At 70.3% G+C, this 17,828-nt stretch carries 10 protein-coding genes and 2 pseudogenes; 8 read left to right on the top strand and 4 right to left on the bottom strand.

What is annotated here, in order from left to right; all coding sequences use genetic code 11:
* Positions 1-147: 147 nt before the first annotated feature.
* A complete protein-coding gene (locus ACIQOE_RS07830) occupies positions 148-2,475 on the bottom strand; it encodes a hypothetical protein (RefSeq protein WP_401410370.1) in 2,328 nt (775 codons plus the stop codon).
* 647 nt (positions 2,476-3,122) lie between these two features.
* Between ACIQOE_RS07830 and ACIQOE_RS07825 the strand changes: the two genes are divergently transcribed.
* On the top strand, positions 3,123-4,112 hold the full coding sequence (locus tag ACIQOE_RS07825) for an acetylxylan esterase (RefSeq protein ID WP_363020604.1): 990 nt from the start codon (positions 3,123-3,125) through the stop codon (positions 4,110-4,112).
* 60 nt (positions 4,113-4,172) lie between these two features.
* Positions 4,173-6,686 (top strand): glycoside hydrolase family 2 protein, encoded by a 2,514-nt coding sequence (locus tag ACIQOE_RS07820; protein ID WP_401410368.1) that lies wholly within the window; start codon positions 4,173-4,175, stop codon positions 6,684-6,686.
* Positions 6,687-6,746: 60 nt separating this feature from the next.
* Here the strand turns inward: ACIQOE_RS07820 and ACIQOE_RS07815 are convergent, their stop codons facing one another.
* Positions 6,747-8,366: a DUF4038 domain-containing protein gene (locus ACIQOE_RS07815; protein WP_401410366.1), complete on the bottom strand. Its 1,620-nt coding sequence runs from the start codon at positions 8,364-8,366 to the stop codon at positions 6,747-6,749.
* 438 nt (positions 8,367-8,804) lie between these two features.
* On the opposite strand from ACIQOE_RS07815, the gene ACIQOE_RS07810 reads away from it, so the two are divergent.
* The gene (locus ACIQOE_RS07810; protein ID WP_401410364.1) at positions 8,805-11,006 is read left to right on the top strand and encodes an MGH1-like glycoside hydrolase domain-containing protein; all 2,202 of its coding nucleotides are present in this window, start codon (positions 8,805-8,807) and stop codon (positions 11,004-11,006) included.
* Positions 11,007-11,111: 105 nt separating this feature from the next.
* Here the strand turns inward: ACIQOE_RS07810 and ACIQOE_RS07805 are convergent.
* Both ACIQOE_RS07805 and ACIQOE_RS07800 read right to left on the bottom strand, forming a co-directional pair.
* Positions 11,112-11,297, bottom strand: a pseudogene (locus ACIQOE_RS07805) (DUF317 domain-containing protein); the annotation flags it as partial.
* Positions 11,298-11,687: 390 nt separating this feature from the next.
* On the bottom strand, positions 11,688-12,662 hold the full coding sequence (locus ACIQOE_RS07800) for a transketolase family protein (RefSeq protein WP_401410362.1): 975 nt from the start codon (positions 12,660-12,662) through the stop codon (positions 11,688-11,690).
* 24 nt (positions 12,663-12,686) lie between these two features.
* On the opposite strand from ACIQOE_RS07800, the gene ACIQOE_RS07795 reads away from it, so the two are divergent.
* From ACIQOE_RS07795 to ACIQOE_RS07775, 5 genes and pseudogenes are all read left to right on the top strand, one after another.
* Positions 12,687-13,103, top strand: coding sequence for a hypothetical protein (locus tag ACIQOE_RS07795; RefSeq protein WP_401410360.1), 417 nt, complete (start codon positions 12,687-12,689; stop codon positions 13,101-13,103).
* Positions 13,104-13,178: 75 nt separating this feature from the next.
* A pseudogene (locus tag ACIQOE_RS07790) lies at positions 13,179-13,935 on the top strand (transposase).
* A gap of 926 nt (positions 13,936-14,861) precedes the next feature.
* Positions 14,862-15,182 carry a hypothetical protein gene (locus tag ACIQOE_RS07785; RefSeq protein ID WP_401410358.1) on the top strand — a complete coding sequence of 107 codons (321 nt, stop codon included), beginning with the start codon at positions 14,862-14,864 and terminating at the stop codon, positions 15,180-15,182.
* Between the two features lie 73 nt (positions 15,183-15,255).
* Positions 15,256-16,650 (top strand): DUF4331 domain-containing protein, encoded by a 1,395-nt coding sequence (locus ACIQOE_RS07780; RefSeq protein WP_401410356.1) that lies wholly within the window; start codon positions 15,256-15,258, stop codon positions 16,648-16,650.
* 76 nt (positions 16,651-16,726) lie between these two features.
* Entirely contained in the window at positions 16,727-17,035 is a 309-nt protein-coding gene (locus ACIQOE_RS07775) for a hypothetical protein (protein WP_363020476.1), read from the top strand.
* Positions 17,036-17,828: the final 793 nt, after the last annotated feature.

Here is a 17,828-nt window from a genome sequence, read left to right as displayed (position 1 = left end):
GGCCCCGGGTTGGGGCCCCTGCCCCCCCGCCCCCCGCCCCCCCGCGCCCCCCCCCCCCGGCCCCCGGGGGGGGGGGGCCCCCCCCCCCCCGGGGGCCCCCCCCGCGGCCGGGGCCGTCTCATGGCGCCCCCGCACCCTTCCGTGCCTTCACGATCCGGCGCGCGGGCTCCCCGGGTCGCCGTAGACGAAACCGTTGCCGGAGAATCCGACGTAGACCCGGCCGGGCACGTCCATGTCGCCGGTGACGACGTTGATCCCCGCGTAGGAGCAGGCCGGGTACCGCGCTACGAGCGACCACGTGGCTCCCCGGTCGGCGGAGCGCCACACGCCCCAGGTGCCGTGAATGCGCGCGTGCGCGTAGAGCGTCGGATAGCCGCCCCCGGCCGACCTGCCGAAGCCGAACGACCGGGCCTCCTGCACCCAGGGCGCCTTCGTCCAGGAGTCGCCGCCGTCCGTCGTGTACCACAGGCCGCCCTGCGCGGTACTGGCCCACACGTGCCCCGCGTGCCCGGGTACGGCGTGCACCTGACCGAAGACATGGGCGTCCGTGCCGCCGCTGCGGGGCGCGGCGGCGGTCCTCGTCCAGGTGGCGCCGCCGTCGGTGGAACGGTAGAACTCGCCGTCGCCGCGGGTCGTCGCGAGGTAGAAGGTGCCAGGGGTGGCCAGGTCGGCGGTCAGGGCGCGCTTGGTGCCCCACCAGATCATGTCGTGGATGCCGGGCCCCGGGGCGATGCCGGTCGCCGCCGTCCAGGTACGCCCCTCGTCGCGGCTGACGTACGGCACGTTCAGGGGCGTGGGCTGCGCACGGCCCGCATTGGCGGGGTCGGCGGCGTAGTTCGCCGGGATGGTCGGCATCCAGACGATCGACGAGGCGTCGGCCGACACCGCGATGTTGCCACCGTAGCGACGCGTGATGTCGGCCTTGCCGCCGGCGAAGCGGGTCCAGGTGACACCGCCGTCGGTGGAGTAGCCGGAGGCCGGCTCGCTCGTCCAGGTCGCGTCGAGCGGCGCGTACTGGGCCCGGGTGTCGCTGGAGACGGCGACGACGTAGTCCGGTCTGAGCCCCGCGTAGGCGAGGCTCGTGCCGGCGGAGAACTCGTCTGTCAGGACCGGGGCCTTCGGATAGTGGTCCGGGTCGTCGTGCCGGAAGCCGTTCCGGTCGGCGATCGCGCTGAGCGGAGCGCCGCCCGGCGGTGCGATCAGGTCGTAGGCCACGGTCTCCTCGATTCCGGCACTGACGAAGTGCCATGTCACGGAGGTGCCGCGGGAGAAGACGTCGTCGCTGCGCCAGACACCCACGCCCTGCGGGAACCACACCCGGCCGGGACGGGTCGGGTCCATGACGAACGTGCCGGTGGAGAGCCAGCCGCCCTCGGTGGTGCTCCCGGGCCAGGCGATCTCCTCGTCGTCGAGCGTGAACGTCAGCGTCTGCCAGGTGGTGCCGCCGTCGGTGGAACGGAAGAGGTGGCCCGGACGGACGGCGTCGTCCGTGGCGATCAGACGGTCCGGGTCGGCGGGGTCGACGCCGAGGAAGTAGGCGCTGCCCTGTTGCGGCGGTGCCGTGGTCTCTTGCCCGGCTGGAGCGGCGGGGGAGAACCGGCGGATGCCGGCCGGGCTTGTGCCACCGGAGCCGTAGGCGACGTAGAGCGTGCCGTCCGCCGCCGCCTTCACGTCGGTCGGAGTGCGGACGGTGTCGGTGTACACATTCCGCCAGGTGCGCCCGGCGTCGTCGGAGCGGTAGACGCCGGCTCCGGCGACCGTCACCCAGATGCCACGGGTGCGTCCGTGCGTCCGGCCCGTGCTCGGGTCGAACTGGACGGACACCACTCCGACCTTGTCACCGAGCGACCCCGGCGGCACCTGGGCGAGCGGCACCCGGGACCAGTGCCGGGTCCCGTCGGTGCTGACGAACAGGCCCTGGGTGCGGGTGCCGTAGAAGACGACACCGGCGTCCGCGGGATCGACGGCGAGTCGCTCGGGCCCGGTGCGGTAGGCGTTGTTGCCCTCGACCAGCCATCGCCGTCCGCCGTCGCTCCAGTGCCCGCCCCGGTCGTGGCTGGCGAGCACCCGGCCGTCCGGGCTCCCGTCGCCGACGGCCGCGTAGACGACACGGTCGTCGGTGGCGGCGACGGCGACGCTCTCCACGCCGTAGTCCGCGGAACGCGGCGCGGGCACCCGGTCGGCGCGCAGCAGCTGGGTCCAGCTTCGGGTGCGCTCGTCCCACCGGACCAGGCCACCGACGTCCTCCCGGCCGTAGACGACGCCAGGGGTGCGCGGATGCACCACGAGACCGGTGACGAACCCGCCGCCCCCGATCCGCAGCGGCTTCCACCGGTAGGCGTCGGCCGCACGGACCGGCGTCGATCCGGCGCCGGGATCGACGCCCGCGCACCACGCGCTCGTACCAGGGGAGGAGGCGGCGGCCCGCTGAGCCGGCACCGGAGCGACCGCCACCAGCAACAGCCCGGCAGCCACCGCGGCCAGCGACGTCCGGGCCGGCCGCGGAACCCGCACTCCGCCCGTGCCGCCCGCCCTGCCCGCTGGGCGTGCCCCCGGTGCCGAGCCGGCTGCCCGCGCCGCGGACTCCGCCGGCTGCGTGCGTGTTCGTCTGCGGAGCATCCGCCGCATGCGGCTTCCGGCGGATCGTGGATCCGCCGTCGATCGTTCGTACATGCCGTGCCTCCGTGTCCCTGGCACCGTTCCCGCCGGTGCGCCCTGGAAGCGCCCCTGGCCACCGCGAAGACGTCGCTGCGAGGGGCGGGGTGCGATGAGTGCGCGACGCGGCCGTGGCCGCGTCGCGCGGCAGGAGCCTAGGAATCCGCGGGGCGGCGCGGCATGGCGGGCGATACCCGGACCATGGACGCGCGTGCGCGGTCGCCCCCGAGGCTGTCGCCGAACCGGCCCGGCTGCGCCGCCGGTGCACGCGGACATGGACGTCCGTGCCCGGTGCGCCGCGACCGCTGTCCGACACCACCTCGGTCGGCCTACGGTGAGCGGGTCCCACCCGGTGTGCACGGCCTCTTCGGCACCGGACGGCCCCGCCGACGCCACCGATCGGTGGCTCGGCGTCTTCGTGCGCCGGGCGGGCCGCTGCGCACCCTCACCACCACTCCAGGGGTCCCGTGTTCACCGACCTTCCCCTCGCCGACCTGCTGGCCTACCGCTACGACGGTGCCGAGCCCGACGACTTCGACACCTTCTGGGAGGAGACACTCGGCCAGGCACGCCGCGCGGCCGGCCCGCCCGTGCTGCGCCCCGTGCGGACCGGCCTGATCCACGTCGACACGTACGACGTGACGTTCTCCGGTTTCGACGGGCAGCCCGTCCGGGCCTGGCTGTGGCTGCCCAGGGGGGTCCGGCGTCCGGTGCCCGCCGTGGTCGAGTACCTGGGCTACGGCGGAGCCCGTGGCGGTGCGCTCCGGGCGACGCTGTGGTCCTCGCTCGGATACGCCCACCTCCTGATGGACAGCCGGGGCCAGTCCTCGGCCACGGGCGCGGCCGACACCCCGGACGGCGAGATCGGTCCGCAGACCGGCGGCGTACTCACCCGCGGTGTCGCACGGCCCCACGACCACTACTACCGGCGGCTGTTCACCGACGCCGTGCGCGCCGTCGACACGGTCGCCGAACTCGTCGAGGTGGACGCGGACCGGGTGGTCGTCAAGGGCGGAAGCCAGGGCGGCGGAATCGCGCTCGCCGTGTCAGGGCTGCACGAGGGCGTCGCGGGGGCCTGCGTCGACGTGCCGTTCCTGTGCCACGTCCGGCGCGCCACACAGATCACCGACGCCCATCCCTACCGGGAGATCACCGACTACCTCCAGGGCCGCCGGGAGGCCGTCGAGGAGGTCTTCCACACCTTCTCCTATCTCGACGGGGCCAACTTCGCGGCGCGCGCGACCGCACCGGTGCGGTTCTCCGTCGGCCTCATGGATCCGGTCTGCCCGCCGTCCACGGTCTTCGCCGCCTACCACCGCTGGGGAGAGCGGACGACCGAACGCGTCGACAAGGACATCCGGGTCTGGGAGTACAGCGCACACGAGGGCGGCGGCGACCACCAGACCGCGGAACACGCCTCTTTCATCGCCGGGTTGACGGCCCACCGGCCCGCCTGAGCTGTCCCGCCGCGCACCGGGCACCGACATCACCGGATCCACCGCACTTCAGGAGTACCCATGACGCTCAGGTCAGCCGTCGACACCGGATGGCGCCTCGAACTCACCGAACCCGCCGCCGACGCACCCGCGGAACTGCGCGGACGCAGCGTGCCGGCCGCCGTACCCGGATGCGTGCACACCGACCTGATGGCCGAAGGGCTCCTCGCCGACCCGTACGTCGGTCTCAACGAGGCCGACCAGCACTGGATCGGACGCTCCGGCTGGACCTGGACGACCTCCTTCGACCTGCCGCCGACGCCCGGTGACGACCCACGGCGTGAACTGGTCTTCCACGGCCTGGACACCGTCGCGGAGATCAGAGTCAACGGCCACGTGGTCGGCCGAGCCGCAGACATGCACCGCACGCACACCTTCGACGTGACCGACGCCGTCACCCCGACGGGCAACGAGCTGCGCGTCCACATCTCCTCCGTCTACGCGTACACCGAGGCCCGCCGCGCCGAACGGGGCGAGCTGCCGTCGACGTACGACGAGCCGTTCAACTACGTACGCAAGATGGCGGCCAACTTCGGCTGGGACTGGGGTCCCACGCTCGTCACCGCGGGTATCTGGAAGCCTGTCGAGCTGCTCAGCTGGAGCGGCGCCCGGCTCGAGAGCGTCGTACCGGCCGTCGATGTGCCCCTCCCCGGCCGGGACGGCCCGGGGACCGTGACCGCGGCGGTCCGGATCCGGCGCGCCCCGGGAGCAGAGGAACGCGAGCTGCGGATCGACGCCCACGTCGGGGGCCATGGCGCCGCGGGGCGTGTCGGACCCGGCGAGTCCACCGCGACCGTCACCGTCGACATACCGGACGCCCGCCTCTGGTGGCCGATCGGCATGGGTGAACAGCCCCTGTACGAAATGGAGATGACGCTCGGCGACGCCGAGGGGGCCCTCGACTGGTGGCGGCGCCGGATCGGGTTCCGTACGGTCGCCCTGAACACCGACGCCGACCACGCCGGGACTCCGTTCGAGATCCTCGTCAACGGCGCGCATGTGCCGGTCCGCGGCGTCAACTGGATCCCCGACGACTGCTTCGTCTCCCGCACCGGCCGCCCCGAGTACGCCGCGGCCCTCGACCACGCCGTCGAGGCCAACGTGAACCTCGTCCGCGTCTGGGGCGGCGGCATCTACGAGAAGGACGAGTTCTACGACCTGTGCGACGAGCGAGGCCTGCTGGTCTGGCAGGACTTCCTCTTCGCCTGTGCCACCTACAGCGAGGAGGAGCCGCTGCGCGGCGAGATCCTGGCCGAGGCGCGCGACAATGTCGTACGGCTCGCGCCGCACCCGAGCCTCGTCCTGTGGAACGGCAACAACGAGAACCTGTGGGGGCATCGGGACTGGGGCTGGCACGAGATCCTCCAGGGCCGCTCCTGGGGGCTCGGCTACTACACCGAGCTGCTGCCCGCCGTCGTCGCCGAGCTCGACCCCACCCGCCCCTACTGGCCCGGCAGTCCGTACTCCGGCTCGCAGGACCGCCACCCCAACGACCCGCTGCACGGCCCGATCCACATTTGGGACGTGTGGAACGAACGGGACTGGACCGCCTACGCCGAGTATCAGCCGAGGTTCGTCGCCGAGTTCGGCTTCCAGGGACCGGCGTGCCGGCCCACCGTCCTGCGCGCCGTGAACGACGCACCCGCGGTGCCGTTCGGCCCGGTCGCCGACGCCCACCAGAAGGCCAAGGACGGGGTCGTGAAACTGGCCCGCGGCGTCCGGCCGCACCTGCCCGAACGCCGCCGCACCGATCCGGAGGTGGAGATGTCCGACTGGCTCTACCTGGCTCAGCTCAACCAGGCTCGGGCCGTCCGGTTCGGCGTCGACCACCTGCGCGGGCAGTGGCCGCGCTGCTCCGGCACGGTGCTGTGGCAACTCAACGACTGCTGGCCGGTGACGTCCTGGTCCGCGGTCGACGGGGACGGCCACCGCAAGCTCATGTGGTACGCCCTGCGCGCCGCCTACCGGCCGCGGCACGCGGCGGTCTCTACGGCCACCGGAGGACGCCCCTTCGTGCGCCTCACCAACAACGGGGCCGACACCTGGCGCACCGATCTGACCGCGCAGGTGCACACGGTCGCCGGTGAGCTGCTCGCCGAGGACACCCATGTCACCGTCCTCGCGCCGGGCGCCACCGCGGCCCTGCCGGTCACTCTGCCACCCGTCCGGCCCTCCCGCGGCGGGCGCGCCGCACTGGTGGTGACCGTCCGAGACGACACCGGCGTCCTCCACCGGACCCTCACCGAGGAGGACATCGCCGCTGATCTGCCCCCGGCCCGGCTCACCGCCGTCACCGAGCCGGCGCCGGGCGGCGACGGCGTACTCGTCCGGGTACGGGCCCACACGCTGCTGCGTGACCTGGTCCTCAACGCCGACCGCCTCGACGACTCGGCCGTCGTGGACGAGCAGATGATCACGCTGCTGCCCGGCGAGGAGCACGTCTTCCAGGCACGCACCACCGCCTCGGCCGACGACCCGCGCTGGCTCCACCCCCTGACCCTGCGCTGCGTGAACGATCTGACGGAGGAGGGCTGAGCGGGCCGACGTCCGCCGGGTGACCGGGGGAGCGAGCCGGCCTGTGTCGGCTCGCTCCCGTCAGGAACGGGTGATCAGGAGCACTTGGTCCCGGCCGTCGTCGGGAGCGTCGCCCGCCGCGGTGAAAACCCGGCCCGCGCACTGCTCCCGAGGCCCGGACAGCACGCCCGTCCGAGGGTCGTAGACGCGGACCACGGCGTCGGAGGCGGGCAGCCCGGCCTCCGGCGTCAGCTCCACCGGACCGCCCACCGGCAGGTAGACCACCACCGTGCCGTCGTCGGCGTCGTGCAGGACCAGAGGCGTCCGGCCGGGCGCCGTCGGCTGCCCGGCCACCAGATGCGGCGCGGGACGCAGCCGGTGGAACGCCACGTGCGCACGGAAGAAGCGGGCCAGGTGCATCAGGGCGGCCACGCCCTCCTGGTCGTGCGTCAGGTCGAGGAACGGGCCCCAGGTGTTGTCGAAGCCGTGCACCACGCCGAGACCGGACATCGCCCCGCGCCAGGCGCCCCGGCGGGTGTGCTCGGGATCGCAGTGCTCGTGCAGCGGCAGGCGCAGCGGCAGCGCCGGATTGCGTTCGTAGCCGTACTCGGACAGCAGCGCCGCACCGTGCCAGCCGGCGAGCAGCTCACCGGTCCGGGTCTCCAACCCGGTCGCCAGAAATCCCTCGGCGGCGTCGTGACTGCCCCAGGACTGGACCATGACGGCGTCCACGGCGTCCGGGTCGACGGCGAAGCGCTCGGCGAACGGCGGGCCGGGCGGACCGTTGTGGACGGCCACCGTCTTCCCGTGCGGTGCCAGTTCCTTCACCCGGCGTGCCATGCGCAGCGCCCAGAGGTCGGCGACGCGGCTGTGGCTCGGGACGCCGTCGGGGTAGTACTCGTACTCGTTCATCACCGTCCAGATCCAGACGCCGGGGAAGGCGTCGTAGCGAGCCACGAGATGGCGCAGCCACAGGTCCTCCCATTCGGCGGTGAACACCCCGCGGGCGTTGAACGGGAACTCCATCCCCCAACCCTCGACGATCACTTCCAGCCCGATCCCGATGCGGGAGGCCTCGGCGACGATCCGGTCGACCGTCTCGAACCACGCCGGATCGAACCGGTCGAACATCGGACACTGCGGGCTGCCGCCCCACGGCCAGCACGAACGGGTCTGCCAGTCGCTGAACCCCTCCGGCGGATGAAACGGGCTGACGTGCGCACGGACACGCACCAGATCGAAACCCTGGGCCCGGCGGCGCTCCAGGTAGGGCACCACGTCTGCCCCGCAGTGCGCCATGCCGAAGAGGTGGTAGGCCGTGTCACCGAGGACGAACACCGGGCTGCCCCCGCCGTCCACGAACCCCCGTCCGGTGCCCGGTTCGGCCCGCAGCGTGCGGTGTACCCAGCCGTCCTCTACGGCCTCGAACCGGCCCTCGGTGTCCAGTCCTTCGTCGTACGGCCGGGAGGCCGTCCGGACCCGCCAGGTGCCCGCCTCGCCGGGGCTGAACCGGACTCGGAAGCGCCGGCCGTCGAAGAACCCCTCGATCTCCTTCTCCGCGCCCGACGGCCCACGGAAGCGGGCCGTCACCACCACCCCTGTGTACGGATCGGCGTGGGAACGGCGGGCGTCGAGCAGCCACTCGCCCACCGAGCCGAGCGGCACCGTCCGCGGGGCCCGCTCCGTGTCGATCCCGGTCATGATCCGTCCTCCCTCCCGGCGTGCGCCGGACCCGGCCATCGTCGGCCGGAGCAGGCCGACGCGACCATGGCGGACGCGCACCGGCCCATGGACGATCGGGCCGCGGCGGTCCCCCGTCAGGCGAGGCCGGGGCCCTGCCGACGTTCCTGGAGCGGCTCGCATGACACGGATTGACCGGAGCATGGACGATCGTGCCGGTCCGCCAGCACCTCCGCATCACGCCGGGACGCCGGGGGCAGTACTCGGCCGGAACCGATGAGCCGGACGCCGGGACCCGCCGACGGCGAATCCGCCGGCCCGACCGTTCCGCAAGCACCGGCCGCGACCCGCGCTCCCGCGCCCGGCAGGTGCGAACGGCTGCTGCTGCCAGGCCTCATGCCCCGATCCGACGGGCCGCCGGCGGAGCGGCGGAACGACACCGAACCTCAGGAGCTGCTGATGTCCGACCTGACCCGCCGCACCTTCCATTCACTCGCTCTGCTGCCCGTCGGAACCGCACTGCTCGGTCCCCCGTCCGCCGTGGCGGGGCACCCGGCCGCGGAGCACGGGGAGCCCACCAGGCATACCTTCCGCTCGGGCCTCCAGGACCTCCTCGACCTGCACGGCGTGCCCACGGACGCCTACCCTCATGCGCTCAACCTCTTCTGCGATCTCGGTGCCTGGCACGCGTACGGCATACCCGGCCCCACCGACACCGCGTACCTCGGCGGGTTCAGCGGCCCGCTCTACCTCGCCGAGGAGTTCCCCTGGTACCTCAGCAGGGCCTTCAGTGTCTTCGGGCTGACCGACCAGAAGACCGGATCACCGGTTGACCTGGCCCGCGACCCCGTACCGCGGCTGCACAGCGCCCCCGGAATCCTGACGCAGTCCTACGCCGTCGACGGACTGCGGATCACCCTGGAGCTGCGGTACTCCTCGCACCGCACGGCGCTGGTCCGGGCGGCGGTCGTCAACGAGAGTCACCGCCCGCGTGTCCTGCGCGCCCACTGGAACGGGGCGTTGCTGCGGCACGACACCGAACCCATCCGCAGTGCGCCCGCGCTCCGGGCGACCACGGACGGCGTCGCCGTGACCTTCGCCGAGGTCCGCCTCCAGAGGGACTACCTCACGACCACCCAGACCCGCTTCGAGGTCGTCCAGTCCGTTCCCGTGCACACCCTGGTCGACGGCGACGCCTACCGAACCACCGCCCGTCGCGCCACCCCGCTCCCGCCGGGCCGGGAAGCGACCTTCGCCTGGACGGAGAGCTACACCTTCACCACCGCCGAGGCGAGAGCCGCACGCGAGGCAGCCCGCGCCGTGCTGACCCGTCCCGGGCGCGAGGCGGCCCGCGGCGACGAACGCTGGCAGGACTACCTGCAGCACTCCTTGGACGGCGTCTCCGCCGAACGCCGCAGGGCCGGAGCCAAGGCAGTCCAGACCGTCGTCAGCAACTGGCGCAGCCCGGCGGGGGCGTTGCGCTCCGACGGGGTCACCGGCGCCATCACCGCCGGCACGTTCGCCACCGGACTGTGGGCCTGGGACGCCTGGAAGACGGCCGTCACCGTCGCCCTTTTCGATTCGCGGCTCGCCGCATCGACCGTCGAGTCCGTCTTCGACCACCAGATCACGAGCGAGGACCCGAGACGTCCCTGGGACGCCGGAATGATCCCCGACGTCGTCTTCTACGACGACCCCGCGCACGGCGGCACCCTGTGGAACGAGCGCAACTCCAAGCCTCCGCTGGCTGCCTGGGCGTCCTGGCGGGTGTACCAGCGTGGTGCGGACCTCCCCTTCCTGCGCCGCATGTACCCGAAGCTCCTGGCGCACCACGACTGGTGGTACCGCAATCGGGATCACGACCGTGACGGCCTCGCCGAGTACGGCGCCACGCTCGACCCGGGCAACGACAGCACGGAGGAACGCCGGGCGGCGGCCAGCTGGGAGAGCGGCATGGACAACGCACCCCGCTTCGACGACGCCGGCGTGGTCACCACCACCGACCCGCAGGGCGTTTCCGTCGGCTACAGCCTCACCCAAGCCTCAGCGGACCTCAATTCCTATCTCTACGCCGAGAAACGCGCCCTCGCCCGTATCTCCCGCGCCCTCGGCCGACGAGAGGCGGGGCGGACCTTCGACCAGGAAGCCGACCGGTTGCGGGACGCCGTACGCGCCCGCATGTGGGACCCGGCCACCGGATGGTTCTACGACCTGGGCGCGGACGGGCGCCTGATCACCTCGGCCGGCAAGGGCATCGAGGGCGCGATCCCGCTCTGGACCGGCCTCGCCTCGGCCCGACAGGCGGCGGCCGTCCGCGCCTCGCTGACCGACCCCGAACAGTTCGCCACGCCGTTGCCGTTGCCCACGGTCTCCCGGCAGAGCCCAGACTTCGACCCGACGGGACCGGGCTACTGGCGGGGCCCGGTCTGGCTCGACCAGTTCCTCTTCACGGTCAGCGGCCTGCGGACCTACGGTTATGACCAGGACGCCGAAGCGCTGACCGAGGCAGGGCTTCACCACGCCGAAGGGTTGCTGGGCGACGCCCCGATCCGCGAAAACTACCACCCGCTCACCGGAGCCGGTCAGAATACGACCAACTTCACGTGGTCCGCGACGGCCCTTCTCGAACTGCTCCGCGGAGGCATCGCGCGAAACGACTGACAGGGCGCCGTTCACGGAGCAGGGGCAGCACCTAGTGTCCGGACGATCATATGATTGCTCCGAGCCCGAGTTGTTGATGTGGACATGGGGCAGGGTCTGGAGCACCGGCGCTGGGGTGGTGCCGTTGGCGGCGAGGTGCCACATTCCTTCGGAGACAGGTGTCTCGTAGGCAGCCACGGTCCAGACTGTCTCGTGGGGATATGCCTCATGTGCGCCTTCGATGCGCGGGGTCTGGGACCCGTGGACGGCGTGTGTAAGCCATCGCGTGGCTGAACATGGCCTGCCTCCCACGTCTGCAGAACCGACTCACCAACATCGGGCTAGGTCGTAGGGCAAGAGGACCGGCGCGTCTTCTGCACCAGCCTGCCGTCCAACTCTCCGCAACAGGTGCTGCCGAGCGGGGCCTTGACCACGACGGGGCGGGCCAGCGCATGCGGGCCATGCGAGCGACCTAATCCCAGGCATCAATCGCGTTACGGAAATGCTTCCACCTCGCTAGCCGTTCGTGGCACCAGCGTCGCCGAAAGTGATGGACCGTGCATGGCCGCGACGTTCCGCGGCTGTCTGTCGCGCACTCGCGAGTGGGTGAAAATGTAAGAGAGGGCACTCTTCCGCCCCGGTCCGTCGGGACCGGTCTGTGGTGAGTTCCGAGTCGAGCCGGGAGGCTCCGGCCTCGGGCCCTCAGACCGCCCCGGCCAAGGCGAGTGCCGCGCCTTCGATGTGGGAAGCGTCGATTCCGGCCGCGTTCAGCAACTCCGCTGACGTTCCCGAGCTGGGCATCTCCCTGACGCAGAGGTGGATCAGGCACAGAGGCTGTGTGATGCCCGAGGCGATCAGGGCGTCCACGACCGCGGAGCCCAGCCCGCCTTCGGGGTGGTGGTCCTCCGCCACCACCAGGCGACCGCCGGTCTGGGACACCGCGGACTGGAGTACGTCCGTATCGACCGGTTTGACCGAGTAGAGGTCGATGACCCTGACCCTGACTCCGGCCTCCTCCAGGGCGTCTGCGGCGTCCAGGCACTGATGCAGCGTCACGCCGGCGCCGATGAGGGTGACCACGTCGTCCGGGCTCGATCGCAGAACCTTGGCTCCGCCCACGGGGAACGTCTCGCCGTCGGCGTACAGGACCGGGTAGGCGCCGCGGGTGGTCCGCATGTAGGTGATGCCCTCTGTATCCGCCATTTCCCGAACCAGCGCGGCCGTACTGGTCGCGTCGGACGGATACAGCACCGTGGACCCTTGTACGGCCCGCATCATCGCGAGATCCTCCAGCGCCATCTGCGACGGTCCGTCGGCGCCGATCTCGACACTCGCGTGCGATCCGACCAGACGAAGGTCCGTCCGGGAGATCGCCGCCATCCTGATGAAGTCGTAGGCCCGGGTGAAGAATGCGGCGAAGGTCGAGGCGAACGGCACATAGTGCCGAACACTCAGCCCCACGGCGGATGCGACCAACTGCTGCTCGGCGATGAACATCTCGAAGTAGCGGTCGGGATAGGTGTGAGCGAAGAGGTCGGCGTGGGTGGAGTTGCTCACTTCGCCGTCTAAGGGCTGTCCCGCTATTCGCGCGTCCACACCCCTCGTGTGGTCCGGCAGCACTGACTGGGCGGCCGACTGGCCAGATCGGGCACCAGGAATCCGGTTGGGCCCGGCCACGGACGGTGCATACCCTGTCCGACTATGTGCTACCACGCGTTCAACGGCGCCTTCCGGCACTACGTGTGCATCGCGTGCCGACTCTCCTTCAAAGGCAGCACCTGGCCGATCCGGAAGCGCATCTGTCCTGGCTGTCGTGAACAGCTCGTCTTCGCCGGCTACGACTTCGCCGCGCCCCGGCGACGCGACACGAAGGCATGGTCCGTCGTTGCGACCGTGCTCGCGGAGGGGCTGACCTACGATCACCGACCTGGCTGCGGCTGCTCGCCGCTTCCCTCCTTCCGGCCCCGGACCCGAGCTCAGGTGCGTGTCCGGCGCCGTGCAGCCGAGCGCCTGGGCCTGCCTCTGTCGGTGACCCTCGCTCGCCGCGACGCCTTCACCGCGGAGAGCCGCGACGAACAACAGCCCTCTCCGTCGGGCGCGAAGCGCGATACGACCTGAGCGTCGCGTCGACGCGGCATGCCGCGCTGGCGATGTGAGCAATCAGGGCATAGGTCGCCCTGAGAGGATCCCGCTGTGGCTGGAGTGATCACGGCAGCGGAACCGTCCTGGATATCCCCGTTCACTGGGCTGCGTTTGGGCGATTGTCACGCTTTTGCGCCGAGAGGGCGCTGATCGGACTCGCCGAGGGCGTCCCTGGTCACTGCCGCTGGAGGACCGGGTGCTCCTGGTCGCTGCATATTGGCGGACCAACCTGACGCTGCGGCAGCTCGCCCCACTGTTCGGCATCTCCAAGTCATCCGCCGACCGCATCATCGACCACATTGGGCCACTGCTGGCACTCAAGCCGCGGCAGCGCTTCCACTCCGACACCGTGCTCATTGTCGACGGCACGTTGGTTCCTACTCGGGATCACAGCATCGCCGAGCAGTCCAAGAACTACAGGTACTCGACCAACCACCAAGTGGTCGTCGACGCTGACACACGACTGGTCGTCGCGGTCGGACGACCAGTGCCGGGCAACCGCAACGACTGCAAGGCGTGGGCAGATTCGGGTGCGAGGGCAGCTGTCGGCAGTACCACGACCATCGCCGACGGCGGCTACCAGGGCACTGGCCTGGTGATCCCGCATCGCCGGCCCGCCGGCGGCAAAGTGTGCGGATGGAAGCATGAGCACAACCACTCCCACAAACAGGTCAGGGCCCGCGTCGAGCACGTCTTCGCCCGCATGAAGACCTGGAAGATCCTTCGTGACTGCCGACTCAAGGGCGACGGCGTCCACTACGCGATCCTGGGTATCGCCCACCTGCACAACCTTCGCCAGGCCCGCTGATCGGACGGGCGCCCGGCTACCAGGAGCACACAAGATCAATTGCGGGACAGCCCTTAGTAGGAGGGCAGTACGTCGCGCCCGACGGACAACTCCACCTCTAAGATCATCTCGGAGAGGGAGCCCAACAGCTCTGGCAGCGACCCGTTGGGCCGCCCCGAAGTACGTCATCGCGCCCACCTCGGCGGTCACGTCGTCGATGTGCGAGAGAGGCGTCCGGCACTACTCAGGATCTGTGGCCGCGTCACTGGGCTGCCTGTCGGCGATAATTAATCAGGACTCCGGGTGGCGGGCTTCGTGGTGCTCAGCGTGATGGCGAATTTGGGTAGAGGAGGCAGCTCCTGTCGCGACGGCGGACTGCTTGGCAAGTGCGTAGCATTCGGAAAATGGGTACGCGGCATTGATTCAGCGGCGAAAACCGCCATCTACGCCGACGTTTTGAAGCGCATTCCCTAATGAGTCATGTAGCGAGCGGCAGTGACATGCCTTGTCCAGGCTTGACGGCCGCTCGGTGATCACCTGCCCCTTTAGATCTTCTGCCGTTAGTAATCCGGTGCAGGTCCAGCATCGGATTGGTCAGCTGCGGTTGAGAATCAGAATTCCCTCGTTCGGCCGATCCACTTGGGGCCTGAGCTGCGGTGGCAGCGACCTGTGCGCGTGTGCGTCAACTGCGCGGCGGCTCGGCAGGCTTGACGGAGCACGATGCTGGGCGTTTCATTCGGGGCGAAGCGCTGGCCTCTTCTGCCACAGGCCCCGAGCGTCTGCCGTCAGGCGCTTCTTCGGCGCCTACGGTCTCTTCGCTCAAACCGTGGGATCGTCCCCCCCGTGACCCTTGTCTTCTCGTTGGTTCGATCGCCCTCTACCGCGATCGACCCTGCCTGGTGCCCGAAGCCAGTCGCTCTCAACGCCCCTATTCGACAGGAGTGATCATGAACAATTCCGACCGGTCTCAGCTGGACGCGCCTTCCGGTCTCGACCGCCGCGGGGTGATGCGCGGTGCGACGCAGCTGGGGCTGGCGGGCCTCGCTGCGGGTGCGGTGCTGGGCGCCGCGGAGCCGGCTGCTGCGGCTGCGCAGCCCCGGGACGAAGCGGTGGCCCAGGCGTCGGCCGGGGCGGTCAGTACCCACGAGTCGTTGGTCGTCCATGTGCGCGACGCCTCGAAGGGCGAAATGGACCTCTTTTACGGAGAGCGGCACCACCACGTAGTCGACAGGGAGCTGGCTGCAGCTCTGCTGCGCCACACGCGCTGATCCGGCGCCACCCCGCTCACCAGGCAGCTGATGCTGCCCGTTCAACGAATCCAGCGACACAAGTGAGGTTTTGATGTCCTCCCACCGTGAAGCACCGGAGATCTCCAAGGACCCGGTCGCCGACAGCACCGACGTCTACGCCTTCGTCAGCCCCGACGCTCCGGACACCGTCACGCTGATCGCCAACTACATCCCGCTGCAGAACCCCGCGGGAGGGCCGAACTTCTACGAGTTCGGCGACGACGTGCTCTACGAGATCCACATCGACAACGATGGCGACGGCCGCGCCGATGTCACCTACCAGTTTGAGTTCACCACCAAACTGCGCCATCCGGACAGCTTCCTCTACAACACGGGGCCGATCCTGAGTCTGGACTCACCGAACTGGAACCGGTATCAGACCTACACCCTCACCCGCTACGAGAGCAGCGGCCGGCGGTCGGTGCTGGGCCGGCACCTGACCTGCCCCCCCTGCAACATCGGCCCGCTGTCCACTCCGAACTACCAGCGGCTGGCCGAGCAGGCGGTGCACACCCTGGGCAAGAACCGCACCGTGTTCGCCGGGCAGCGCGCCGAGGGCTTCTACGTCGACCTGGGCGCCATCTTCGACCTCGGCAACCTGCGCCCGTTCCAGAACCTGCACAACCAGTTCGGGATGAGCGTCTTCACCCAGCCGGCCGACGGCGTCAACACCACCAAGGAACTCAACGTCCACTCGCTCGCCATCCAGGTTCCCATCACCGACCTTACGCACCACGGCCGCCGAGGCAGGGACGCCACCGACCCGCACGCCACCATCGGGGTGTGGACGTCCGCAAGCCGCCGCCGCGCCCGCGTCATCGAGCCCCGGCAGGGCCGGGACCTCGAGACCGGCCCTTACACCCAGGTCTCCCGCCTCGGAAACCCCCTCTTCAACGAGGTCCTGGTTCCACTCGGCCACAAGGACGAGTGGAACGCCCTGCCGCCGGCCGACGACAAGCGCTTCGCCACCTACGTCGCCCACCCCGAACTGGCCAAGCTGTTCCCGACCCTCTACCCCGGGGTCTTCCCCCACCTCGACGCCTACAACAAGTCCGGCAAGCCCCGCGCCGACCTGCTCGCCATCCTCCTCACCGGTATCCCCAAGGGCGTCGTCCCGGGCTTCCAGAACTACACCGGCCCCACCCAGGCCGACATGATCCGCCTCAACACCGCCATTCCTCCCGCCAAGAAGCCCAACATCCTGGGTCTCATCGGCGGAGACCCGGCAGGTTTCCCCAACGGCCGCCGCGTTTACGACGACGTCGTCACCGTCGAACTGCGTGCCCTGGCCGGCGCCACTCTCCCGCTCGTCGAGAACTACACCCCCGACGCAGCAGCATCCAAAGTGACCGACGGCCTCACGCCGGCAGACGTCACCAACCCCTACCTGGACTCCTTCCCCTACCTAGGCGTCCCCTACGACGGCTACCACCACCCTGCCTCCTGATCCCCGGAAGTCCGGCGGGGCCGTCCCTTCTGACAACGGCGGCCCCGCCACCACTCCCCAGCGAAGAGAGCCCCGCATGCAGCACCACACCTCCCACGCCTCCACCCAGGGCAGCGTTGTCCTGGACATCGGTGAGGACACCGCAGCGCTCATCATCCACACCGCGCCCGAACACGAAGGGGTCGAAATCCACGTCAGCCCCGTGGACCGGCCCGAGCAGCGCACCCACGCCGCCGTACGCAGCCGCCTTCTTGCCGACCGAACGATCCACTGCGTCCTCATCTCCTCTCTGCCCGCTGGCACGTACACCGTCTGGAAAAGCGACGGCACTCCCCACGGCACCGCCCGCCTCATCGGAGGAACCGTCGCCGAATATCACTGGTAATTAGCGCACTTGTCAGGGGTGCGCGGTGGGCCGCCCGCCGCAGACTGATCGGCGAGCACACTGCGGCCCCTCACTCGTCCAGCCCGCGTGCCGATGCACCAGAGAGCCGCTGCCTCATGTATCCCGATGGCTTCGACATCACGCCACCCACGAATGCCTTTGTTCCCGTCCCGGGCTGCTGGGTTTGCGCAGTCCTCGCCGCGGTCACCCGATCGGCATGGAGTGGTGATGGTGGCCTGACACTTCGCGACTGGCTGTCGGTAACTGCCAGCGGAATGAGCCATCGCGTGACTGAACACGGCCTGCCTCCCACGTCGGCAGAACCGACTCACCGACATCGGGCTCTGTCGTAACGGCAAAGGGACCGGCGGGCATTCTGCACCAGCCTGCCGTCCAACTCACCGCAACAGGTGCTGCCGAGCGGGGCCTGGACCACGACGAGGCGGGCCAGTCCACTGTGACGTGGCAGTGAGAGGCTGTCCATTACGGCCAGGTATGGGGACAAGCCGACGCATCCAGACCTGATGACAGCCAAAAAGGTGGCGGCACCCAATGGTCACCGGTCCCGACACGCGGGACTTGAGCCTGCGGCTCGGCCCGGCTCCCCGGCATGCTGGACGAGACTTGGGAGGTGGGTGGTGGTTCCGTGCATGCCGCTACAGCCGCGGGATGACGCAGCGGACGGGTCTGGGTACCGAGCGGCTGCGGTACACGCCCGAACTCAGATCTGTGCGTTCCTGTCCGCTGTCGGGCTGGCCGATGAGGAGACGGGAGACCTCTTCGATGCGCACCA

It is taken from the genome of Streptomyces sp. NPDC091282, assembly GCF_044757385.1.
Taxonomy (GTDB): domain Bacteria; phylum Actinomycetota; class Actinomycetes; order Streptomycetales; family Streptomycetaceae; genus Streptomyces; species Streptomyces gramineus.
Note: the sequence above shows the minus strand (reverse complement) of the source record. Positions and strands in the feature narration are given on the sequence as shown.